This is a genomic window from Pseudomonas sp. GW821-FHT01E10 (assembly GCF_059422365.1).
On record NZ_JBWKWT010000018.1, the window covers coordinates 63,630 to 86,778 of the forward strand.

16 protein-coding genes are annotated in these 23,149 nt (G+C 61.8%); 1 reads left to right on the forward strand and 15 read right to left on the reverse strand.

Features of this window, described 5'->3' with window-relative positions:
• Positions 1-6: 6 nt before the first annotated feature.
• The 15 genes from tssC to tagH form a co-directional block, all read right to left on the reverse strand.
• On the reverse strand, positions 7-1,482 hold the full coding sequence (tssC, locus tag AC07V0_RS24350) for a type VI secretion system contractile sheath large subunit (RefSeq protein WP_018927432.1): 1,476 nt from the start codon (positions 1,480-1,482) through the stop codon (positions 7-9).
• 28 nt (positions 1,483-1,510) lie between these two features.
• The gene (gene tssB / locus AC07V0_RS24355) at positions 1,511-2,014 is read right to left on the reverse strand and encodes a type VI secretion system contractile sheath small subunit (protein WP_007934526.1); all 504 of its coding nucleotides are present in this window, start codon (positions 2,012-2,014) and stop codon (positions 1,511-1,513) included.
• A gap of 32 nt (positions 2,015-2,046) precedes the next feature.
• Positions 2,047-3,603, reverse strand: a complete 1,557-nt coding sequence (gene tssA, locus AC07V0_RS24360; protein ID WP_495019979.1) for a type VI secretion system protein TssA — start codon at positions 3,601-3,603, stop codon at positions 2,047-2,049.
• Positions 3,604-4,449: 846 nt separating this feature from the next.
• Positions 4,450-5,379 (reverse strand): type VI secretion system-associated lipoprotein TagQ, encoded by a 930-nt coding sequence (gene tagQ, locus AC07V0_RS24365; RefSeq protein WP_064621125.1) that lies wholly within the window; start codon positions 5,377-5,379, stop codon positions 4,450-4,452.
• Between the two features lie 84 nt (positions 5,380-5,463).
• Positions 5,464-7,191 (reverse strand): formylglycine-generating enzyme family protein, encoded by a 1,728-nt coding sequence (locus AC07V0_RS24370; RefSeq protein WP_019650066.1) that lies wholly within the window; start codon positions 7,189-7,191, stop codon positions 5,464-5,466.
• The gene (locus AC07V0_RS24375) at positions 7,184-8,380 is read right to left on the reverse strand and encodes an ABC transporter permease (protein ID WP_019650065.1); all 1,197 of its coding nucleotides are present in this window, start codon (positions 8,378-8,380) and stop codon (positions 7,184-7,186) included. The genes AC07V0_RS24370 and AC07V0_RS24375 overlap by 8 nt, the downstream gene beginning before the upstream one ends.
• On the reverse strand, positions 8,380-9,096 hold the full coding sequence (locus AC07V0_RS24380) for an ABC transporter ATP-binding protein (protein WP_064621127.1): 717 nt from the start codon (positions 9,094-9,096) through the stop codon (positions 8,380-8,382). The genes AC07V0_RS24375 and AC07V0_RS24380 overlap by 1 nt, the downstream gene beginning before the upstream one ends.
• A complete protein-coding gene (locus AC07V0_RS24385; protein ID WP_086945199.1) occupies positions 9,096-12,128 on the reverse strand; it encodes a serine/threonine-protein kinase in 3,033 nt (1,010 codons plus the stop codon). The genes AC07V0_RS24380 and AC07V0_RS24385 overlap by 1 nt, the downstream gene beginning before the upstream one ends.
• The gene (locus AC07V0_RS24390) at positions 12,125-12,844 is read right to left on the reverse strand and encodes a PP2C family protein-serine/threonine phosphatase (RefSeq protein WP_173861179.1); all 720 of its coding nucleotides are present in this window, start codon (positions 12,842-12,844) and stop codon (positions 12,125-12,127) included. Before AC07V0_RS24390 ends, AC07V0_RS24385 begins: the two co-directional genes overlap by 4 nt.
• 12 nt (positions 12,845-12,856) lie before the next feature.
• A complete protein-coding gene (gene tagF / locus AC07V0_RS24395; RefSeq protein WP_064621130.1) occupies positions 12,857-13,507 on the reverse strand; it encodes a type VI secretion system-associated protein TagF in 651 nt (216 codons plus the stop codon).
• On the reverse strand, positions 13,504-17,001 hold the full coding sequence (gene tssM / locus AC07V0_RS24400) for a type VI secretion system membrane subunit TssM (protein ID WP_086945201.1): 3,498 nt from the start codon (positions 16,999-17,001) through the stop codon (positions 13,504-13,506). Before tssM ends, tagF begins: the two co-directional genes overlap by 4 nt.
• On the reverse strand, positions 16,998-18,296 hold the full coding sequence (locus tag AC07V0_RS24405) for a DotU family type VI secretion system protein (RefSeq protein ID WP_018927422.1): 1,299 nt from the start codon (positions 18,294-18,296) through the stop codon (positions 16,998-17,000). The genes tssM and AC07V0_RS24405 overlap by 4 nt, the downstream gene beginning before the upstream one ends.
• A gap of 6 nt (positions 18,297-18,302) precedes the next feature.
• A complete protein-coding gene (gene tssK / locus AC07V0_RS24410) occupies positions 18,303-19,637 on the reverse strand; it encodes a type VI secretion system baseplate subunit TssK (protein WP_018927421.1) in 1,335 nt (444 codons plus the stop codon).
• Positions 19,638-19,653: 16 nt separating this feature from the next.
• A complete protein-coding gene (gene tssJ, locus AC07V0_RS24415; protein WP_018927420.1) occupies positions 19,654-20,160 on the reverse strand; it encodes a type VI secretion system lipoprotein TssJ in 507 nt (168 codons plus the stop codon).
• 75 nt (positions 20,161-20,235) lie between these two features.
• Positions 20,236-21,669: a type VI secretion system-associated FHA domain protein TagH gene (gene tagH, locus AC07V0_RS24420; protein ID WP_086945202.1), complete on the reverse strand. Its 1,434-nt coding sequence runs from the start codon at positions 21,667-21,669 to the stop codon at positions 20,236-20,238.
• Between the two features lie 404 nt (positions 21,670-22,073).
• Between tagH and tssA (AC07V0_RS24425) the strand changes: the two genes are divergently transcribed.
• On the forward strand, positions 22,074-23,105 hold the full coding sequence (gene tssA, locus AC07V0_RS24425; RefSeq protein WP_064621133.1) for a type VI secretion system protein TssA: 1,032 nt from the start codon (positions 22,074-22,076) through the stop codon (positions 23,103-23,105).
• The last annotated feature ends 44 nt before the right edge of the window (positions 23,106-23,149 follow it).

Genomic DNA, 23,149 nt, shown 5'->3' on the forward strand with positions numbered 1-23,149 from the left:
CTCCGCTTACTCTTTGTCCAGCTTGCCAACCAGCGACAGGGTGAAATCGGCACCCATGTACTTGAAGTGCGGGCGCACGTTCAGGCTGACGCGGTACCAGCCCGGCTCGCCTTCAACATCGCTGACGATGATTTGGGCTGCGCGCAGTGGACGACGGCCACGGACTTCGGCGCTCGGGTTTTCCTGGTCGGCCACGTACTGGCGGATCCACTTGTTGAGTTCCAGCTCGAGGTCGGTACGTTCTTTCCACGAACCGAGTTGCTCGCGCTGCAGCACTTTCAAGTAGTGAGCCAGGCGGTTGACGATCATCATGTACGGCAGTTGGGTGCCGAGCTTGTAGTTCAGCTCTGCAGCCTTGCCTTCAGCGCTGATGCCGAAGAACTTCGGCTTCTGCACCGAGCTTGCGGAGAAGAACGCCGCGTTGTCGGAGCCTTTGCGCATGGTCAGGGAGATGAAACCTTCCTCGGCCAGTTCGTATTCACGACGGTCGCTAACCAATACTTCGGTAGGAATCTTGGTTTCGATTTCGCCCATGCTTTCGAAGTGGTGCAACGGCAGGTCTTCAACCGCTCCACCGCTCTGTGGGCCGATGATGTTCGGGCACCAGCGGAATTTGGCGAAGCTGTCGGTCAGCTTGGTGCCGAACGCGTAGGCCGTGTTGCCCCACAGGTAGTGCTCGTGGCTGTTGGCGACGGTTTCTTTGTACACGAACGATTTGACCGGGTTTTCTTCCGGGTCGTACGGGTTACGCAGCAGGAAGCGCGGCACGGTCAGGCCAACGTAACGGGAGTCTTCCGACTGACGGAAGCTCTGCCATTTGGCGAACTGCGGGCCTTCGAAGTGATCCTTCAGATCTTTCAGGTCCGGCAGGCCGGTGAAGCTTTCCAGGCCGAAGAATTTCGGGCCGGCGGCAGCAATAAACGGCGCGTGGGACATGCAGGCTACGCTGGACACGTACTGCATCAGTTTCACGTCCGGCGAGCTTGGGGACATGTAGTAGTTGGCGATGATCGCGCCAACCGGCTGACCACCGAACTGGCCGTATTCAGCGGTGTAGATGTGCTTGTACAGGCCCGACTGCATCACTTCCGGCGAATCTTCGAAGTCATCCAGCAGGTCGTCCTTGGAGACGTTGAGGATTTCGATCTTGATGTTTTCGCGGAAGTTGGTGCGGTCGACCAGCAACTGCAGGCCACGCCACGACGATTCCAGGGACTGGAAGTCCGGGTGGTGCAGGATTTCGTCCATCTGGCGGCTGAGCTTGGCATCGATCTCGGCGATCATGCGGTCGACCATGGCCTTCTTGACCGGCTCACCGTTGTTCTGCGGCTTGAGCAGCTCTTCGATGAACGCCGACACACCGCGCTTGGCGATGTCGTAGGCTTCGTCATCCGGGGTCAGGCGGGTTTCGGCGATGATGCTGTCGAGAATGCTGTATTCGCCGTTCTCGTTGCTCTTTTGCTGTACTGCGCTAGTGCTCATTGTGTTGGCTTCCTTGGCTGATGGGGGCTCAGGCGTCCTGGGCTGCGGCGTTCAGGCCCAGCTCACCGAGTACGCGACCGCGGGATTCGTCGTCGGCGAGCACGCCTTCGATGGCTTTGCGGAACGCAGGCGCGTTACCCAGCGGGCCTTTGAGGGCCACCAGCGCGTCGCGCAGTTCCATCAGTTTTTTCAGCTCAGGCACTTGCTCGACCAAGGATGCCGGGTTGAAGTCCTTCATCGAGTTGACGCGCAGTTGCACGGCCAGTTCTTCAGTGTCGCTTTCTTCCTGAAGACGGTTCGGTACGCTCAGCGTCAGGCTCAGCTCTTGCTTGGCCAGCACTTCGTCGAAGGTCATCTTGTCGATGCTGATCGGCTTGCGATCTTCGACTTTGCGTTCGTCCTTGCGGTGGGTGTAGTCACCGATTGCCAGTAGTTTCAGCGGCAGTTCAATCTCTTCCTGAGCACCGCCGGTGGCGGGTTTGAAGGTGACGTTGATGCGTTCCTTGGGGGCTACCGAGCCTTCTTTGGCCATGGCTTTTCTCCTTGCGGTTGTGGCCCTGGGGCCTATTCGAGTACCACTTCGAGATCGAGGTGGCACAGCCTGCGATAAATCTCTTCCTTGCGTTCACGCACTGCATGGTTCTGCGGTAACAACTCGCAGCAGCTATGCAGCAAATGCAGCACTTCCAGCGCAAGATCGGGCTCCCAGGCGTGCAGGCCTGAGTCCTGTAATGTTTGGTCGAGGGTTTCGAGTTGGGTCTTGGCCAGTTCGTATTTCTTGGCCATGAAGCACAGCCGCGCGAGGGCGAACTGCCAGAAGAACCGAACCCGCCCGCCGTGGGCGCTTTGCAGGCCCTGCTTGAGGATCTGCACGGCGGCCTTGAGGCCGTCCTTGCGCAGAATCGGCATGACTTCTTCCAGGGCCAGTTCCCAGGCCGGCTGGGTATCGGCGACTTCGACCTTGCGCGGCGCACTGGCGCTTTGCAGGTGCGGCATGACGTGGGCGCTGATCCAGGCGCGGGTGGCCGGGTCGGCGAACGGCGTGCCGTCGTGGAAACGCAATTCGATAATGCCGGGCAGGCGCTGAACCAAAAGCGCGAAGTGGATTTCCACTTCGCGCATGGCCATCTCGGCGTTCAGCCCCTGAAGGCATTCCCAGACCATTCGCTGGCCATCGAACCAGAACGGCGCCTTCGCCAGGCTCGCCTCCAGCTCTACCAGCAGATCAGCATATTTCCCTTGGTCGAAGCGGTCCTGATAGGCCTTGAGTTTGTCTGCCGGCACGCCACGCAGGACGGTGATCTGCTCGGCATTGCGCTCGGGCACCGCGTCGATGGGCAGCCACAGCAGCGTACGATTGAGGCGCAGGGCGCGCAGGTCGGTGGCTTTCTGCTTGAGCCACCAGGCGCACAACGGACGGGCGCTTTCCTGCTGAGCGCGCAGGGCCTTATGGGCTTCTTTCTCGTTGTCGATCGGTGCGCCGGGGGTGAACAGCTGAGTCGCAGCCTGCTTGACCTGGGCCACTGCGGCGCCCACCACACCGGGCTCCGGCTGGTTGTCGGCAGCGCGCTGAACCATGTTTTTCAAGCGGCGGGAGATCGGCAGCAGCAACGGCGCATCATCGCCCAAGTGCTCGGTGCACGCGGCGTCGAGGCCTTCCAGATGCTCGACCAGCCGGCGGAACAGCGGCAGCTGCTCTTTGATCGCAACGTTTTCGTTCAGCACCTGCTCAAGACGCGGCACCAACCAGCTGATGGCGGCGGAGCGGGTGCGGGCCTTGTTCGGGTGAACTTCAGCCCAGTGGTTTTCGCAAAGATGGTGCAACAAACCGAGGCCGGCCAGCAGCCCCTGGAAGGATTCACGCTGGTATAGCGCCCAGGTCAGCCACGCGCCGACACGCAAATCCTTGGATTGAGTGCGCAGCAGGTTTTCGCTGTTTTCACGGATTTTCAGCCAGTCGATCTGACCACTTTCGTGCATGGACTGGGCTTTGGCCAGTTCGCTTTCCAATGCCTCGTATTCGCTCGAAAAGCGAACATCCTCGCCCGCGAAACTCTCTTGGGAAACAGAGGCTTTTGCGAGTTCAAGGTAATGGGCAGAAAGTTTGCTTGAGTAGGACATCCATGGCCTTTAATTAGGAAAACGGTCATGCGGCCATTGCAGTTGCAATGGCGCCGGACAGTATCAAAGAGCTGCGATGAGTCTCATCCAATTGAGTTCGTGCTCTTTCAAGTGCGCGCATCCTAATCACAATGATGGCCATTAGCAAGCACCCAAATAAACAATAAAACGGCGGTTTCTCTATTGCATGTAGGAGAAAGCCCTATATGTGACAGGGGATTCCCTGACGCTGGCTTTAACCCTCCCATCTCGACGAATTGCCCCCGAAACCATTGGGCCAGAGCGGTTTATCAAACCAGTGGATAATCACTGAACATTCACGCCCTGAAGCGGAACCCAGCATGACAAAAATAAAAAATGAAAAATGTAGGAGGTTTCCGAAAAGTTACAGTCATCTATGGACATAGCAGTGACAGACAATAAGCAATACAAGATTCCGTCAAAATGATGGCGCCTTGTATTTGATCCACTTCTCTCCAAATACATATTCTGTTCGCCTCAAATTTCTTACAAAAGTATCGGAAGCCCTTCGCGCGTTGCTGACGCAACATTCTGAAACGCGGAAAACTCTGACGTACTTTCTGGAGGCGTCCGACATCATTCTTTTGTTCGCTTGTAAGCGTGTCGGGTAGTTTGCGCTTGCTCCAACTCGGCATCCCCTATGGAGGCTGGCAGGGATGTAAATTGGCGTTGAGCAGAATGGCGGACAATCCGCAGTTGCTGGTGAAGCGAGCGCTGGATCATTTGCCAGCGCAGGAGATGGCGGCGCATGGCGCCCAGGCGTAGCCAGTACAGATCATTCCCACGCAGTGCGCGGGAATGATCAAAGCCCTACAGAAAGCTCAATCAAACATTCGGGCAAGGTACCGGTGCCCAGTCGCCCAGGTCCGGGTTCTTGCACATGCTGTTGACCTGAGAGGTGCCTGCGCTGGCGACTTGCTTGCTTTCCGCCTGTTTGGCTTGTGCGGTTTGCAGGGTTTTCTCGGTGGTGACCGCTTCTTTCGGCACGGTTGGCAGCACCGGTTTTTTCGCCGGTTTCACCGCTTTTTTGCTCTTGGTCGGGGTCACGACCGGTGTGGTGTCGGCGGTCGCCACGGTGACCACGTCAGTGCGCTGCACGCCTACTTGCTGCAGGTCTTTTTCGTAGGCCTGGGTGTAGTTGTTCAGGTCTTCGCTGGCTTTACCGTTCACCGCGACGATCAGGTCGTTGGACTCTTTGAGGCCGGCGACGATTTCTGCCAGGCGCTTGCGGCCCTCGGTGTCGCTGACGGTCTTGGCCTTGCGGTCGGCGACCAGTTTGGTGAACGCGCTCTGGTAGCACTGTTGCGAAGCCTTGGCGTACGCGGTGCTGCGGTCGATGTCAGCGGCGCTTTTGTTGACGTCGGAGGCGTAGGACGCGATGCGCTGGTTGTCATCGGCGATCTGCTTCTGACGCTCGTTGTAGTAACCGACCGCGCCGCCCGCCAGGGCACCGCCTGCTGCACCGATGGCGGCGTTGCGGCCACGGTTCTCGGAATCGGTCAGGGCGCCCAACAGTGCACCGCCGACAGCGCCGACAGCCGCACCGGTAACCACCGACTTGGTCATGTTCGAATCGGTGGCGCGCAGGTGCTGCACCGGCTCGTAGCAGTTCGGGTAGTACTCGACCTTGGTGCTCGAGGCGACCTTGGACGTCGGCGACGTAGCGCAACCGGTCAGTACGGTGCTGAAGCCAACAGCGATCAGCAGCAAGTGACGCTTGGAAACCGAAGCAAAAGCTTTACGGGAGGAAAGCATAGTTGTGTTCTCGTTTAAGTTTGACCAGCTCAGCACGGCCCATCGCCGCCTGAGTCCCTTCCAAGCTCGCTGTACAACGAACGATCAAGACCGCTGAGCGTTCGATGCGAGCAATTCCTTCAATATCGCCGCCGGGTCGGCTCGTCGTTGCTGACGATAATCACCGACATGGCGAACGAATAACGTCGCGCGCGTCACCAGGCTCTTGCCCAGTACCGGCTTGCGCTCCAACTCTTCCTTGATGCGTTGAAACTGCGCCTGGATCACGGCATCGGTGTAGCGCGTGCCAGTCGCCAGGTTGTCGATGTAGATCGCCACCGCGCCGTCCAGCGCGCTGCGGCCGTTGTCGATGGCCATGGCGAACAGCTTGGCGCTGGCCTCGTCCTTGGCGTCCACGGCCTGCTGGCGACTCTTCTGCAAATTGGTCAGGCGAATGTTGTAGTTGTTGACGGTCTCGGCCACCAGGGCCGCCGACTGGATCAGGTTGCCGGCCGCTTCCTCGCGCTGTTGGGCGATGAGCGAGACGTTGCGCTTGAGCTCTTCGTTGACCAGCCCCAACTCGGCTTGCAAACGCGGATCGACGCTGGCGGCAATGATGCTGTCCAGGCGTTTGGTCGGGTCCTGGGCGTCATCGATGGCATCGGTCAGCGAAGCCAGCCGACCTTCTTTCTGCCATTGGGCAAACAGTTCCTTGTAGCGCGAACGGGGCGCCGACAACGCGCCAACCGCGACCCGGAACCCGGTGGTTTCGTTGTTTTGCTCGGTGCCGTCGGCGGCGAACAGCGGGTACTCGCGGCGCATCCCGGTAAACAAGGTGCCCTCGCCTTCCAGGTAATTGCCGCCCTTGACCACGAAGCCGCCGTAGGTTCCCTGGCGGCGTCCGGCGTGCACCAGCTGGAAGGACTCCTGGACCATTTCGGCGGCGTTGCCGATCACGTCGAACAAGCCAATGGGGTTTGGCAGTTTGGTACCGATCGGCATCAACCGCGCGGCCTGACCGGTGCCGCCGGCGACCTGATTGAAGACCGCCCAATCGGCCAGCGGTCCGTCGCTTTCGCTGCCGTCCAGGCGCCGGGGAAACAGGCGCCCTTCCAGGTCCTGACGGCTGACGGCCTGCCCGCCACGGGCAGCAAATTCCCATTCGACTTCGGTCGGCAAGCGCACAAAACCCAGCCCGCCCTCCTCTGCCGAGGTGCCGCGACCGCTCACCGGCAGCAGGTCCTTGTGGTATTTCATCAGCCAGGCGCTATACACCGCCGAGAAGCGTTCCGCCTCGAATCGCGACAGCTTCACCTTGGGCAAACGCCCGGCCATGCCTTGCGGAATTTCAGCCTGCAATGCCTCGCAGGCTGGCGCTGGTTCACCGCTGGCCAACGATTGCGCCTGGGCCATGACCTGCGCGTATTGGCGGGCGGTGACTTCGTATTTGCCGATGAAATAGAGCATCGGTTTGAGCGGGGTGTTGGCGTCGGTCTTGGGCATCAACGGGGTGATGCTTTTACTCCAGTCCTTGGGCAGATCCTTGAGGGTGAACTGGCCATTGATGAAGTCCCGGCGATAACCGGAAATGAACGACTGCTGATAGCCGGCCTCGCCTTCGCTGAACGGGTAACCGAGGCTGATCTCGCGGTCGTCCAGACTGCCCTGGGCCAGGATGTAGACGTAACGGAACACCATCTGCCCTTCGCACGGCAGCGGCAGGCTGACGTCATCGGGCAACGGCTTGGGGTTGTCCAGCTTGTCGGTGCCTTCATCAGCCCAGACCATGCCGGCCAGGCTCAGCGCCACGGCGGCGCCCAGTAACTTATACATCTCGGATTCCTTCACACGCCTGGATACGCGCCACTCGCCAGCCACCACAGAGCGCCGCCACGGCGCTGACGCCGAGCACGGCCGCCAGGGCCAACGCGTAGTGACGTGCCAGCAGATGGCTGGCGTACTCGCCCGGCATCTGCGCAAATAAATGGTTCAGGCCCGATTGCGCCAGGCCATACAGCCCGGCACTCAACAGGGCGGCAAGGCCGGCGCTGTACAGCGCCTGCACCACCACAAACAACAGCAACGCCGCCGTGGAAAACCCCAGCAAGCGCAGCACCGATAACGCTCGACGCTTGCGCTCGACCGCCGCCAGCGCCCCGGCAAAAATCGCCGCGAACGCTCCCGCCACGGCTAATCCGGCGATGATCCAGAACACGATCGACAGGTTGCGGCTCAGCGATTGCACTTGGGCGATGGCCTGGGCCTGGGTCGAGACCAGCAGGTTCTGTGCAGCGAAGTATTGGCGCAGCGGTTCGACATCCTGGAGGCTGCGGGCGTACAGGCGAAACGCCGGATATACCCGCTGCTCCGTCGCGCCCACCGCATCACCTGGCCAATCGAACGCAGGCACGGCGCGGCCGTCCCGGTAATCTTCAGCCGCTTCCAGTAACGTCAACGGCGCGAACAATCCGTCCCGGGCGAAGGCTTCCAGCGGCAGAACCTGCAGCACCTGAACGCGAGTGCGCTGCGCCTCGCCACGACCGGCCACCTGCCGGCCAAAACCGGCCTGTAACCAATCACCGGCCTTGGCCCCAAGCTTTTCGGCGGCGGTCTGGCTGAGCAGCACCTGATCCAGCCCTTGGGGTACCGGCAGACTGCCGAGCAACGGATCGTTGGCGGTGGTGGGGATCATTTCCACAGTCACCGTCGAAGCGCCTGCGGTCAGATCCGCTGTCGCGGCAATCTGCCGGGTGCGCGGCAAGGCGAACGACACGTCGCTGCGCTGGCTCAACTGCTCGATAAACGCGGCACTGAACCGGCCGCCACCGAGGGGGATGATCTCCCGGGTGGCCGGGTCGTTTTCCAGGCGCTCGGTCAAACTGCTGACCAGGCCGAATTTCAAACCGAACAGCACCAGCAGCGGTGCGATCACCGCCACCAGCGCCAATACCGAGCAGGCCGACAGCCAGGCATCGTTGCGGTAATCCTGCCAGGCCAGGGAAGCCACCAGCGCGCCGCGCATCAGCAGGCCTCCCCAAGGGTGGCGGTGACACCGCCATCGACGTCGCGATGACAACTGATGCGTCGCACCTGCAAACCGCTGGCGCGGGCCAGTGACTCGTCGTGGGTGGCAACGACGCAGCACACCCTGTGTTCACGAGCCTGGGTCACCAGTAACTGCATCACGCGTTCCGCGTTCAGCGGATCGAGGGCAGCGGTCGGTTCATCGGCCAACAGCAGGCGCGGCCCATGAGCCAGGGCGCGGGCACAACTCACCCGTTGCCGTTGGCCGACGGACAAGTCGCACGGTCTTTTGCCCAGTTGATCGATGATATCCAACGCCCCGGCCAGGCGATCGACGCTGCCGTCGTCGTTCAAGCCGAGCAGTTGGCGCGACAGGTCGATGTTGCCGCGCACGTCCAGAAAATCCAGCAGGCCACCGGTTTGCAGCACGTAGCCCAAGTGCCGGCTGCGCAGGTTCGCCAAGGCACTTTGCGCATCTGCGCGCCACAGCCCGGCAATGTCCGTCGTGGTTTGGCCGGACGCAAAATCAAACTGCCCGGCCTGATCCGGCGCCAGCACCAGCGCCAGCAAATCGAGCAACGTGCTTTTGCCGCAGCCACTGGGACCGACCACCGCCAGTTGCTCACCGGCACGCAGTTGCAGCCGTGGAATCACCAGGCTGTAGCGCTGGCTGCCGGCGCCCCGGCTTTTGTGCACTGCGCTCATGTTCAGCATCACGGCAGCGTCGACAATGGAACGCGGTACAAGGCATCACCCGGTTCCGCATCGCCGAAACGCACCCAGTTGGCCAGGTCGTTGTGGAAGGTTTCATAGAGGCGGATTTTCGAGTCCAGCTCGTCGATAAAGTCCTCCTGCTCGGCCACGCTCAGGGAAAGCCACAAATCCTGGGTCATGTTCAGCGACTTGCTGCGATAAGGCAGTCCTTCCAGGTACTCCCCCAAAACCCCGCCATCGGCCAGATTGCCGCCTTTGCGCAAGGCCGAGGGATCGCGGCTCATGTAGGCACTGGCACTGGCGATTTCCTGGAAGAAATTCTTCGGTGAGGTCTGGGTCTTGCGGGCGGCGTCGACGATCAGTTTCAGCGATTGCTGCAAGTCGTTGAGCTGCAGTTTGGTCAGCATCACGCACACCTGGAACGCCGGCAGTGCCGGGTTGGTCAGGTCGCGGTCGGCGGTCCAGGCGCTGACCAGTTGCGGCGCCTGGCTGGCGGCTTTTCGCCCCAGGAAGTCCATGTGCATCGCGTAGCCGATGGCCGCCGATTTGTCGGCCAGGCTCGGCGCAGCGCTCAGCAGCGGCACGGTTTGCGACTTGTTGCTGCGCACCTGATGCACCAGGTCGGCAAACACCGAACCGATCTCGTCCACCCGTTCACCAAACTTGCGCACATCGGCGCCCGGCACCGGGATGTACAGATCGCCGATCTGCGGGTTGGCGTCGGCGGTCAGGGTGCGATACTGGCTTTGCGCACCGCCATGGGTTTTCTTGCCGGCATCGCTGAGCAGGTGCAAGGCGTAGATTTTGATCTGTTTGCCCAATGCGGCCTGACGCACTTCGGCCTCGTTCATTTGCGTGGCGGCATACGGGTCGTTCTTGCGCAACGCACCGGCATCGGTGACCAACAGAATCAAGCGTCCGCCATAACCGGACCAGTCCATGCCCTCGACCGCTTCCATCACGCCGGCAAACGCATCTTCATTGAACGAATGGCTCGAGACCGTGGACGCCTTGACCTGCCGCGCCAGGTCCATGAAGCGCTGTGGGTCGCGGCCCTGGTCCAGGGTGATCAAGGTTTTGGCGACGTATTCCAGGCCCGGGGTTTTCTGGATGCTGTTTCGAAACCCCACCAGGCCAAAGCTGACACTGTCCAGCTCGCCCCGCTCGGCGATGCGGGTTTGCAGTTGGTGCACCACGTCGCGGACCTGATCGATGTAGGGCTGCATGGACACCGTGGTGTCGACGACCAACACCACAGCGGTGCGAAATGCATCGGCATTGGCGGCGCTGATCGGAGTGTTGCCGACAGTGGCCTTCGGTGCATTGCCGGGGTCGATGGACGCCACGTTCAGCAACTGCACCGGCTGGCCGTTTTCATCGAAGCTCTCGCGCGAATCAAAGATCGGCAACAGATAAAACTGGTTCTGCGGCACCGCGCTGGCGGCCGGTTCCAGGGCCAGCACCTGCTGATTGTCTTCACGGTTCTGCTGGGCCTTGAGCAACAGGTTTTTTGCAGCCGACGGATCGGCCAGCAGCCGCTCCACTTCGCCGGGCTGACGCAGGAACATCACCGGCGCACGACCGGAGCGTTCGGTGAACTTGAGCACCAGGCTTTGCTTCCAGTCGCTGACTTGCTCGGCTGGCAACCAGCCGTCACTGCGCCCGTCGGTGGCGGCGCCGACGCGTAGCCACGGGCTGCCGGCCACCTCTTGGCGCTGATAGACGTAAAGCACGGAAAACGCCGGCAAGGCCTTGTCAGGTGCTGCCCCCGGTTCACTGGCGAGTTTCGCTCCCGGCTTGCTGAGCACCCGCTGGAACAAGGTTTTTTTGCCGGCCATCAGCAGCGGGCGCTGACCATTATCGACGTCTGTCGCCACAGGGGGGTTCACCGGTGGCGCCACGGCTGGTGGTGGTGTTTTGACTGGAGGCACTGAAGCCACTGGCACCTTGGCGTCCGCCTCGACGTCACCGGACAGCCACCAATAACCCGCGCCGCCCAAGGCCAGCACCACGGCTACCGCAACAGCGGCAAGCGCGAACACCGGTCCCTTGCGCTGCTCCGAGGCCGGGGATTGCGGCGTCGACTTCGCCGTCGGCGCAACAGGCTTGGCTTGGGGTTGTGGCTGTGCGGGGCTCGTCGGAATGTCGATGGACACCGGCGTCAGTCCCGCCAGGTCATTGTTCATTGGAAGGGGCAACGGCCGGATCGTGGTCGCTTCAACCGATTCCCCGGGCAGATTATCCAGCGCCTGCAACAACGCCTTTGCATCCGGGAAACGCTCGGCCGGATCCTTGGCCAACAGCTTGCGCAGCACCTCTTGATAACGGCCGTGGTGCACCGGCAGCTCCGGCAGCGGTTCGGTCAAATGCGCCAGGGCCGTAGAGAGCGCGTCGTTGCCGGTGTACGGCAGTTTGCCGACGAGGATTTCGTAGAGCACCACGCCCAGGGCATAAAGATCGGCCCGGCCGTCAATGTCCTGGCCGCGCGCCTGTTCCGGGCTCATGTAGCTGGGCGTGCCGACGGCGAAACCCGCTTGGGTGAACTGGGTGCGGTCGTCCAGCGACTTGGCGATGCCGAAGTCCGAGAGCACCGCTGTGCCATCGGCGCGGAACAGAATGTTCGCCGGTTTGACGTCGCGATGAACCAGCCCCAGCCCGTGGGCATAGCCCAGCGCCGAGGCGATCTGGCGGATGTAGATCAGGCCCTGCTCCGGCGTCAGGCCGGCGGCAATGCGCTCCTTGAGCGTGCCATTGGGCAGGTATTCCATAGCCATGTAATACAGCTCACCGACATTGCCGATGTCATGGATGGTGACCGTATGCGGGTGAGACAGGCGCGCCAGGGTTTTGCCTTCGCGCAGGAAGCGCTCGCAGAAACTCGGATCGGCTGCCAGCGCGGCGGCCATGACCTTCAACGCCACCTTGCGCTCCAGCGAGCGTTGGGTCGCCAGGTAAACGCTGGCCATGGCGCCCTCACCGATCTCACCGTCGATGTCGTAGCCCGGGATCAGAATGTTCGCGGTGAGGTTCATAAAGGCACCTTCACGACGATGACGGTGATGTTGTCCGGAGCGCCGCGCATCAGGCCCAGGGACACCAGGCTGCTGGCGATTTCCCCTGGCTCGTCGTGGCCCAGCACCTCGCGGATCTCATGATCTTCAACGGTTTTGTTCAGCCCGTCGCTGCACAACAGGTAACTGTCGCCGGGCTTCAACAGCAACTCGACCATCGCCAGCTCCAGCTGTGCCTGGACCCCGATAGCGCGGGTGACAATATTGGACCGTGGGTGCACCCGGGCTTCGGCTTCGCTGAGCAGGCCGCTGTCCTGCAGATCCTGGACGTAACTGTGGTCCCGCGAGATGCGTTTGAGTCGGCCGTCACGCAGGCGATACAAGCGGCTGTCGCCCGCCCACAGACACACCCCACGCAAGTCACGCGCCGCCAGCACCACCACCGTGCTGCCCATCATGGTCACGCCGCGGTTGGCGGTTTCTTCACGCACGGCGGCGTTGACCCGCAGCAGGTCGGTTTTCAACGCCGCGACGTATTCATCCAGCGAACGGCCCACAGCAATGCTACGCAGACTGTCGACAATCAGACTGCTGACGTAGTCGCCCGCCGCGTGCCCGCCCATGCCATCGGCGACCACCCACAGGCCTTTTTGCGGCAGGTCCAGGCAAGCGTCTTCGTTAACCTGGCGGACCATGCCGACATGGCTTTTGCTTGCAGACTTGAGGGTCCTTCCCACGTTTGAACACATCTACACAACACCTTCTTGGCCGAGCAAAAATTGCGCAAAATCAGCGGCGGCCGGCAGGCCCTGGCACCGCAATAAACCGGGGGCGATGCGCTCCGAACCCTGGCCCCACCACACACTGGCCCCTTCGCAGGCCTGTTCGGCGAGGGCGATCATTCGCGCCTGCGGATCAGTGACATCAAAGCGGTGCAACCCGGCAAAACGGCCGCTCGGGGTGCGTCGCAGATAAGCCGGGCTGCCCAGCGCCTCCAGTCCTGCACCGAAGGCCTCGAAGCTTGCCTCCACGTTCAAGGTGCTCAACAGCAATTGCTCGACCTGTTCAAACCAGATATCCGAGCCGCCTATCACCGACGCAGGATCAGCGTCGTGATCCAGCAGCACCGCGACGGTCAGCGGAAAATACCGGCCAACCCGATCAATGCTCGGCATCACCACCCCCACGGCGGCCTGCGGCCCACACACACCGGGCGCAACCATAAAGCGCCACAGCGGACTGACCAGATAGGCATTCAGCCAACGGTCGCCAAGGCTCTGGCTGGCGAGCAACCCCGCTGCCAGCCACGAATCCCAAGGGCCGATAAAACTCTGCGGCAAACCACGGCTGACAAAGTCCCCGCGACTGGCCAACTTTCCATAGAAGCCCGGCGTGCTCATAAGCGCTCCGGCAGGCTGAAACCGCTGAGCACACGGCTCTTGAACGGGTTGAAGGCGCTGTTGGCCCGTAGCTCATAAGAGGCGCTGGCGCCATCGACCCGCAACCGTAGGTTGAAGCGGTCCGGCGAGTTGCCGGCGGTCAGGTCCGATTGCTCGAGCAGGCGGAACCAGGCCCAGGGCCCGTCCAGGGTGATGCCGGACCGACCGCTGGCCGTGGGCGGCATGATCGAGATCCGCACCACGCCGATGCTGCCGGGGTTGGGCCATTGCATCGCGGTCGGACGGCTAGGTCCGTGGTCGTAGCTCAATTGCTGGCCGTCGAGGTCGAGCAAAAACTGGGTGATGGTGGAATCCATGGCCACGGGCTTGAGTTCGAAGCGCACCATCGGTTGGGTACCGCCGGAGCGGAAAAACGCATCCCGGATGGTCGCTGCCCGCTGGAAGGTTTGCAGCACGCCCGGGGCGATGCCGAGCTTCTGCGCGGCGCCCGGTTGCCAGCGCCAGGCCTGGGTCGAGGTATCCACGTAGGGCTGCAGGTATTTGCGGAAGTAGTTGTCCATCACCCCGCCCACGCCGAAGAACTGACCGAAGTCGTCGAGGGTCGCGTCCCGTGCACTGCCTGGCGACATCGGATAACGCCCGGCCAGGGACTGGCGATAGATGTTCACCACTTCGCTGGTCCAGGCCGCGTTCAGTTGATTGCGTACTCCACCCATCATGCTGTTGGTGGTGGAGTTGACCACCGACTTGACCAGGCCCTGCACCAACGCCGGTTGACGCTCGGCGTTGAGGCTGACCCGCGTCGCCGCCGCTGCGGCCTGGTTCTTGGCTTCGCCAAGCAAGGCGTCGCCGCTGGCACCGACCATGGCGCTGACCTGCACATACAAGGCGTTCATGTCGGCCAACAGGCCGTCGATGGCTGCCGGCTCGCCTTCGTTCTTGCTGACAATGCTGTTGAGTTCAGCAAAGTGCGCGGTGACGGGGTCTTCACTCGCCTCGGGTGTGTTTTGCATCTGCTCCTGGCCGAGCAAAGTGCCCAGGCGCTCCTTGAGTTTGTCGACTCCGCCTTCCACCGGCGCCCCCTTGGCGGCCAGCAGGCGTTCTTCCTGTTGCAGGTCGGTTTCCTTCGCCACCGCCACCAGCAGTTTTTTCAACGGCGAAGTCGGCCCGGAAATCACCCGCAGCACATCGGCGGCCTGGGCCACGCTGGTGATCGGCACGAAGTCGATATCAGCCAACAAGGCGTCCCACTGGCGCTGGTAATCCTGGAAATACAAACGGCGTACATCGGCAGCCAGGCTGGCGACGTTCTGTTGTTCTGCCTGATCGCGACCGAGCACCCACTGCTCCTCGGCCAGGGTGCCGGTCTGGTTCAGGCTGGTGAGCAAAAACCCTTGGCGGTAACCCTTGGCCGTGAAGAAGCCACTCAAGGGGTCGCCCAGCGGCTTGCCGCTCTTGCGGCTGAACACCAGCGCAGCATCGCGCCCGGCCGCTTCGTTAAGACGAAAGTCCGCAATGCCGTCCGGCAGCTTCTGCCGTTTGATCCGGTCGTAGACACGCTGGGCCACCGGCAGCTGTTGCAACTGCCGGCGTAAATCGTCGATCAGGCGTGGGTCGAGACGCGCAGTGGGCGGATGGCGTTCGAACAGCGCCTGCAAGTGCTCACCGAGGGCTACGCGCTGCTCGGCCGGTAAGTCGCGCGGCAGGCTGCGGTCCCAGTCCAGGGCGATCCATGCCTTGATGAAATCAGCATCGTAATGCTCGCTGTCGGCGAGCATCAGGTAGGCCTTCAAGCCTTCGTAAAGGAAGTCCGAATTGCCGCCGCCGTGCAGTTGCTCCTCGATACGCGTGAGCAAGCGCGGCGCGAAGACCGCGATCAACAGCTTGCGATAAACGCTGCCGGACTCGGCTTCAAGCATGTCGCCCTGATACAGACCCAAGCCTTCGGCCCAGTTCGGCGCATCATCGGCCAAGTGCTTCACTGCGTTGAGCAAGGGCAACACGGCGAGCACGTCCCGCTGCGCCGGGCTGAGGTTCTGCACGGTCTGGCCCAGGGGCACGACTTTCTGATCGACTTGCGCGATATACGCCTGATTGGCGCGATAGCTGACCCACCACAAGGTCCCGACCACCAGCACCAAGGCTACAGTCGAGGCCAGCACGCCCTGGGCGATCCACTTGCGTCGACGTTCGACTTTCGGATTGACACCCACCAGCCCACGCTCGGCAAAGGCCACGGCGCTGAAGAGCTTTTCGATGAAGTAACTGCGCCCGGTGCCGTTCTGGCGCACCAGGTGCTGGCGGTCCAGGTTCATGCTCTGGGCCATGGAGCCGATCAGCCGGTCAATCGGGCTGCCTTCCTGGGTGCCGCTGGTGAAATACACCCCGCGCAACAGCGCCCGCTCTTCAAAGGCGTTGGGTTTGAACACGCCCTCAAGGAAGCTTTGCAGGCAATCCTTCAACGCGCCGAACTGCTGTGGAAAACCGTAGATCAGATCGCGCCGCGCCGGGTCGCGTTCCTGCTGCAAGCGCTCCACCAGCCGATCGTTCAGGCGTTGCTCCAGACCGGCGAATTCGCTTTGCAGATGGGCCAGCGGGCTGTCATTGCTTTTGCCGTCATCCAGAGCGAAGGTCATGCCCCAGACCTGAGCTCGCTCTTCCTTGCTCAGGGTGTCGAAATACTCCATGAACCCGGGCACCAGATCGAGCTTGGTCAGCATCAGGTAGATCGGGAAGCGCACGCCCAGTTGGGTGTACAGCTCCTGAATGCGCAGGCGTATCGCAGCGGCATGGGCGGCGCGCTCGGCGTCGCTGCCCAGCAACAGGTCGGAGAGGCTGATAGCGATAAATGCACCGTCGATCGGGCGACGGGCCCGCTGTTTTTTCAACAGACCCAGAAAGCCCAGCCATGCGGCCTTGTCGACCGTCGCGTCGCTGTCCTGAGTGGTGTAGCGGCCTGCGGTGTCGAGCAGCACAGCCTGGTCGGTAAACCACCAATCACAATTGCGCGTACCGCCGACGCCGCGCACCGCACCGGCGCCCAACTGCGCGGCCAACGGAAAATGCAGACCGGAGTTGACCAGCGCCGTGGTCTTGCCCGAACCCGGCGGGCCGATGATCACGTACCACGGCAATTCGTAGAGATTGCGTCGTTCGTCGCCGCCCAGCTTGGCTTTCTTCAACAGCGTCAGGGCTTCGTCCATGCGCTGGCGCAGGGTTTCGAGCTCTTCGGCCGTAGCGATGCTGGTCGGGTCCGGCGGGGTTTGCGCCGCCAGACTGCGCATGACTTCGGCGGCCTGACGGCGGGCCTGGATGATGCGAAACACCCGATAGGCGATCCACACCGCGAACAGCAGAATGATCAGCGCCCAGCGCCGGCCTTCGGGCACCAGGAGCTCAAGCAGCGGCCCGACAAACCAGATGATCAGGCTCAGGGCGATCAGCCCCAGCAACGGAATGACCCAGCGGGTCATAAAACTGAAAAACGCCTTCACTCGACCCCCTCCGCCAACACTGTGATTTCGACCCGACGATTGCGTGCGCGGCCCTCGGTCGTAGCGTTCGAGGCCAACGGTTCGGTGTCGCTGCGGCCTTCGGCGCTGAAGCGCTCGGGCTGGCCGGTCTTGGCCGAAAGGATTTGCAGCACCGAAGTGGCCCGTGCCTCGGACAACGCCCAGTTCGATGGAAACCTCAAGGTGGCAATCGGGCGATTGTCACTGTGACCGGTCACCCGGACCTGCCCCTTGACCTTGCGAATGGCATCGGCGATGCGCAGCATCAGCGGCTGGAAATTGTCGACGATACTGGCGCTGCCCGAGGCGAACAGCTCATCGCCACGGATAGTCACCACTGAACGGTCAACGGCATCTTCCACGGCCACCCGGCCGGCCTTGATTTCATCAGCGAGAAAACCGGCCAAGCGTGGCCGCTCGACCAGTTTCGGCTGCACCACCGGACGGTCGATGGCCTGCACCGGGATCTCGCCCAGCGCATGAATGTTTTTAAACACCGGCTCGGCATCGGCGGCCAGTTTCAAGCGCAGGCCGAACACCAGGGCCAACAGCAACGCCACACCGATGGCCACCGCGATCCATGGCGGCATGAATTGCGCCAGTCGATCGCGCGCCACGGTCACGCCGCGCCAATGGGGCGACAGTTCACGTTCATATTCGCCACGGGCGCTGCGGATAACCGCACTGGTGCGCTCACGCAACGCCTCCAGTTGGCTGCGACCATCATTCATGACCCGATAACGCCCTTCGAAACCCAGGCACATGCACAGGTACAACAGCTCCAACAGATACAAACGTTCGCGGGGGCTTTGCAGGCAATGTTCCAATAGCTGGAACACCTTCTCGCCGCCCCAGGCCTCGTTGTGCACGGTGATCAGCAGGCTCTGCTTGCCCCAGTCGCCGGTGCCACCCCACGGCGTACTCAACACCGCTTCATCCAGGGCGGTGCACAAGGCGTAACGGGCCAGCAACACATCGTTGCGCACCACGCCGGCGGCCTCGGCGCGCTCCTCGAACTGGCGCAGGTAGGCCAGTAGTTGCGCCCGCAGACTCGCCGGTGCCGGGTGGGCAATGGTGTTGCGCAAGCGGGTCAGCAAAGCCAGCAGCGGGCCCGCGGCGCTCTCCAGGGGGTTGAGACCTTCGGCTTTGCCGGTCAACAGCGGCGCGGCCGGCATCGACAGTGGCGCGGGCTGGGCGCGGCCAGGGTCCGGGCGGGCCGGCTCGGCGCCACGGCCACCGGGGGTCGGCATGAACTGGGTACGATCGTCGTTATTCATCGCGGTTTATCCTCGGATCGCCCAGAAAGCCAGGTTCAACCCCGGGAACTGACCCGCGATGTGGAACGCAAAACCGCCGGAGTTGGCCAGTTGTTGCCAATGCTCGCTGCCCCGGTCGAGTTCGTAATAGGTGGAGCCGGCGTGATAGGGAATCTGCCGTGGCGCCACCGGCAGCGGCAGCAGGCCGATGCCCGGCAATTGCAGGTTGACCATGTCGCGAATGTGTTCCACCGAGCCGATTTTGCTCTGCAGGCCGAAGCGGCTGCGCAGGGTCTCGGCAGGTACATCGGCGCGCACCACCAGAATAAAACTGGCGTTGTCGAGCAGGGTCTTGTCAGCCAGCATGGCCACATGAATGCCATAGGCTTTTTCGACGATCGGAATCGGCGTGGCCTTGCTGTCGATCAGCATCGACAGCGCTTCACGCAGGGCTTGCATCACCGGCGCAAAGCTCAGCGCGAGGTCATCATGCTGGTACTGCGGGAATTCCTGCGGTCGCCGCCCGGAAGCGGTAAAAGTCGAGAATTCCCCGGCCAGGCTCACCAACTCGCTGTAGAAGCGCTCGGGATGCAAAGGGCTCAAGTGGCTCAAGTGCTGGATCAACGGCTGAGCACGGTTGACCAGTTGCAGCAGCATGAAATCGGCAATCTCCGAAGCACCGCCGGCACCGGACGCCACCACCCGCCCAGCGAGCGCTTCTCCGCGTTGATGAAGCAGGCCCAGTAGCTCGTTGCGAAACGCAGCCAAGGGCGTGGAGGCGACCACATCCAGCAGCGGCGGGATGTAAGTGTCATCGAGCACCAAGGCGCGGTCGGCGCGTTTCTCCTTGATTCGCACCAGGCCGATGGCCGCGTAGTCGCTGATGCCATCCCGGGCGACCAATAATCGCAGTGCCCTCGACCCCACGGCCACCGGGGCCTGGTTTTCGAACGGCGCGTTGTCGTCCCGCACTTCGCGCACCTGACTCACATAGCGCGCAGCGCCCAGGGCCTCGCCTTCGTCAACGGTGTCACGCGCGCCGGCGCGCTTGAGCGGCAAGGCCAGGTACACCAAACCATCGCGCAGGTTGTCATCGATATTCAGCGGGCTCGGCGCCAGATCATCCTGGGGAATGTTGAATGGCGTGCCGTCTGGCAACAGGCCCCGCGCCGAGATGATCGCCAGTTTGCCCTGGGCCAGCAGGCCCTGGTCGATCAGCAACTCAGAAAACCCCCAGGCACCGGCCGACAATGGGCGACTCCGGGCGTCGATGAGATTCTCCAGGTAACGGTCATGCTGCTGGAAGTGCTGCGTTCCAATGAACATGCCTTCCGACCAGACCACGCGATTGTTCCAGGACATGGGGGGCTCCGATTGTTTATTGGGCAGGGCTGGATGGGGGAACCGCGACGGCGCTGCGCACGGCTCGCACGTCGAGGCTGATCTGGTATTCGGTGTATTGGCGCGGCGGGACGTTCATCACCGTGCGCCACAGCGACTGATCCAGCTCGCGATACCCCACCAGCACGCCGATATGGCGGGTGGCCGGATCGAGGTCACGCTGCAGACTCAACTGCTGGCCAGGCTGGATCAGCACTTCGTCCTGGTCGATCAGATCCGCACCGAGCGTCGCCTGGGCTCGTTCGGCCAGTGCGAAATAATCGGAACGACCGAAGGTGGCGGCATTTTTCAATTCGAAAATGCGCACCCGGACCGGGGCCGGCTGGCCAGTGGCTCCGGGGTTGAGCCCGGCGATGGCGTGAAAGTGCAACTCGACGGCGGCCGTGTCGGCCTCAGCCTCTTCGGGCTGGGGTTTGGTGGCCTCCTTGGCACACGCGGTCAGCAGAAGCGCGGTGGCGACTGCGAGTAAAAACCTGTGAATCATCCTGCGTCCTCAATGACGTTTCAGCTATCCGTTGTTCCGTTCTTTGCTCTGAATGCCGTTATGCAACGGCCACGCTCAGCGGCGGCGTTGCCTGGTACTGTGTTCTTCGTAGGCACGGCTGAATTCCCGACCGAACAGGTCCTGGAAATCCTCCTGGGCCTCACGGGAAATATTGCTGTAGAGCTCGGTGAACTGCTGCCAGTACTGGGCCTGTCGTGAACCATTGAAAATGCTCGACAGGCCACCGGGCTTGCCCATGCGCTCTTCCAGTTGTGCCGGCTCGAAACGCGCCAGCAGATGCTTGATCGCCGCTTCCACACCGGCCATCACCGCCAACTGGTGGGCACGCAAGTCATCGAAGCTGTCGCGCACCGCCAGGTCCGGCGCCATGAACGCTTGATTGGTGTGGCGCAACAGCAGCAGCAAGGCCTCATCGACGTTGGGAGCGAATTTCAGCGGGTTGTTTTCCACCGGCTGAATCATCGTCTGCTGAATGCGAAACTCGCCCTTGAGGCTGCTGCGGGCGCGCAAGACATCGATCAGGCCTTCGACCATCAATCGATAACTGCGGCCGATGTTTTCCATCTGCGCTTCGGCCTGGGCCTTTTCCAGGCGCACTTGATCCAGCCCGGCGCCGCGCAGAAAGGCTCGCAACAGGTCGGGTTGCGAATGGTCGACCGGGCTGACCGGATTGACCGGGGGCTCAACGATAGCCACGGGCGGTTCGCGCAGGGGTGCCGGCTCGATCGGCACGCTGATTTGAGGTACGGGTGGTGGCGCAACTTCTGCAACAGGCAAGGGGGCGACAGGCAGGGGGGCAACCGCCACTGGCGCGGGCTTGTCGCTGAACAGGTCCCAATCTTCCGGAATCACCGGCGCTGGGGCTGGGGCCGACGCCAGCGGCACAGGCTCGGCCATGAGCGTCGGGTTGGGGATCGGGGTCGGTGGGCGGAAGTCGTGCTGCTCAGCCGGGACATGGTCGGACTGGGTGGCCGGCGGGACGGTGGTCGGTGCCAGAAAGTCGAACAAGTCCGGCAGCGTGTCCATGGCCGACACACCCTGGAAATGTGCAGGTGGTGTCATGGGCGACGATGTCGGCGTAGCCACGCCGGCGCCCTGACGCCCCATCAGAGCCTCGAAGCTGTTGGACGAATCGGCAAAAGGGTTGTTGTCAGTCACCGGCAGATTGAAATCGATGCGCGCCTGGATTTCATAATCACCTATGCGGATAACTTCCCCATCTTGCAATGGCTCGCTGTTTCCTTTGCGCAGACGAATGCCGGCCTTAACCAATTCCACACCATTAGTGCTGTTATCGGTTAAATAATACCGGCCATCTTTATATTGAATAACGCAATGCTTTCCGGAAACCAAGCGCTCTGGATCGGGCAATATCCAGTCATTATCAGAATTACGGCCAATTGCCATTACTCCCTGATCCATGGATTTTTCAGAGCATTGACCAGGGGTAATCTTGTGATAACTAGTGATAGTCAAACACAGCGGCATCTTGCCTCCTTGCTGCACACTTTGCGCGCCGGCGAATGAAGGGATCAATCCCCGCGAAGCTCGCCGACAAACCTTGCAAACAACCTAAAAAACAGCTTTTTACCAGCACATTTGCTGATCTTAACCGGTTTACGTGACAAAAAATCTGCGTCAGTACCTTCTTGGACCTACCGGTCGCGAGGGTTGTTAAGCACCTCACATCTGTCACACAGGAGAAATAGCTTACCTTGACAAGCCATAAGTACTACACCAAAAATGAACAACTTTCTTGAATACAGTGATGGCACTTTAAGATCACAGAGGATCCAAAGGGCCATTACACACAAGGAAACATGCGAAGTTCCACTTGGAACTAACGTGTGAACTGCCCGTTTCTGTCGCGGGCGATAGGGAGATCAATTTCAGTGGAAGTGCCTTTGCTGCTCGCCGCCGTTTCCGCGACTTCGCCTTGTGGCGAAGATCTGGAATACGACGCTGACTTTTTGCGCCTGGAACGCGATTCCCAAGGCCAGCCCGAGCGCAGCATGGGCGATTCGATATTGCCTGCCGAACCGCCTGAATGGCGCAGCATCCAGCAGCAAAGCCTGGATTTGTTGCAACGCAGCAAAGACCTGCGTATCACCCATTTCCTTTTGCAAAGCTCCCTTGCCCTGGAAGGTGTCCCCGGCCTGGCCCGCGTCCTGACGCTGATCAGCGAATTGCTCAAGCAATACTGGGCCGACCTGCATCCACGCCTGGATGCCGAAGACGACAACGATCCCACCGTGCGCATCAATGCCCTCGCCGGCCTGGCGTCCGATGCCACCATTCGCCTGTTGCGCGAAAGTATCCTGGCCCGTTCGCGAACCTTTGGCGCTGTCAGCCTGCGCGCCGCCGCCAACGCCAGCGGTCTGCAAAGCTTCCCTGACGAAAACCTCGGCGCCGAACAACTCGCCGGAGCGTTCCTCGACAGCGATCCCGAACAGTTGGACATCATCCGCAAAGCCTTGCACGAGGCCCGTAGCGCCGCCGAGACCATCGAGCAACACGTCAGCGAACAAGTCGGCTCCGCCCAGGGCGTTGACCTTGGCCCATTGAAGCAACCGCTCAAAATGGCCTTGCAGATTCTCGGCCAGTTCGCCCCGCAGAGCGGCGACAGCCCCCAGCCCGATGCCATCAGCGACGACAGTGCCGCGCCGGTTGAATACCCCACCGCGCCAAGCGCGCCGCGCAACGCTAACGCCAGCAGCGGCGAAATCAACAACCGTGACGACGTGCTGCGCAGCCTGGACCGGATTCTTGCGTATTACACCCGTCACGAGCCCTCCAGCCCCCTGCCGGTGCTGTTGAATCGGGCAAAGAATCTGGTGCACGCCGACTTCGCGGCGATCGTGCGCAACCTGATTCCCGACGGCATCAGCCAATTTGAAAACCTGCGCGGACCAGACAGCGAATAAAAGCGTACGGATCACGCAGTCACGTCACCGGCACCGCCGATGAC

Excerpts from the sequence above, each read along its gene's own strand:
- tssC (WP_018927432.1), bottom strand. The coding sequence starts at position 1,482 with ATGAGCACTAGCGCAGTACAGCAAAAGAGCAACGAGAACGGCGAATAC.
- tssB (WP_007934526.1), bottom strand. The coding sequence starts at position 2,014 with ATGGCCAAAGAAGGCTCGGTAGCCCCCAAGGAACGCATCAACGTCACC.
- tssA (WP_495019979.1), bottom strand. The coding sequence starts at position 3,603 with ATGTCCTACTCAAGCAAACTTTCTGCCCATTACCTTGAACTCGCAAAA.
- tagQ (WP_064621125.1), bottom strand. The coding sequence starts at position 5,379 with ATGCTTTCCTCCCGTAAAGCTTTTGCTTCGGTTTCCAAGCGTCACTTG.
- AC07V0_RS24370 (WP_019650066.1), bottom strand. The coding sequence starts at position 7,191 with ATGTATAAGTTACTGGGCGCCGCCGTGGCGCTGAGCCTGGCCGGCATG.
- AC07V0_RS24375 (WP_019650065.1), bottom strand. The coding sequence starts at position 8,380 with ATGCGCGGCGCGCTGGTGGCTTCCCTGGCCTGGCAGGATTACCGCAAC.
- AC07V0_RS24380 (WP_064621127.1), bottom strand. The coding sequence starts at position 9,096 with ATGCTGAACATGAGCGCAGTGCACAAAAGCCGGGGCGCCGGCAGCCAG.
- AC07V0_RS24385 (WP_086945199.1), bottom strand. The coding sequence starts at position 12,128 with ATGAACCTCACCGCGAACATTCTGATCCCGGGCTACGACATCGACGGT.
- tagF (WP_064621130.1), bottom strand. The coding sequence starts at position 13,507 with ATGAGCACGCCGGGCTTCTATGGAAAGTTGGCCAGTCGCGGGGACTTT.
- AC07V0_RS24405 (WP_018927422.1), bottom strand. The coding sequence starts at position 18,296 with ATGAATAACGACGATCGTACCCAGTTCATGCCGACCCCCGGTGGCCGT.
- tssK (WP_018927421.1), bottom strand. The coding sequence starts at position 19,637 with ATGTCCTGGAACAATCGCGTGGTCTGGTCGGAAGGCATGTTCATTGGA.
- tssJ (WP_018927420.1), bottom strand. The coding sequence starts at position 20,160 with ATGATTCACAGGTTTTTACTCGCAGTCGCCACCGCGCTTCTGCTGACC.
- tagH (WP_086945202.1), bottom strand. The coding sequence starts at position 21,669 with ATGCCGCTGTGTTTGACTATCACTAGTTATCACAAGATTACCCCTGGT.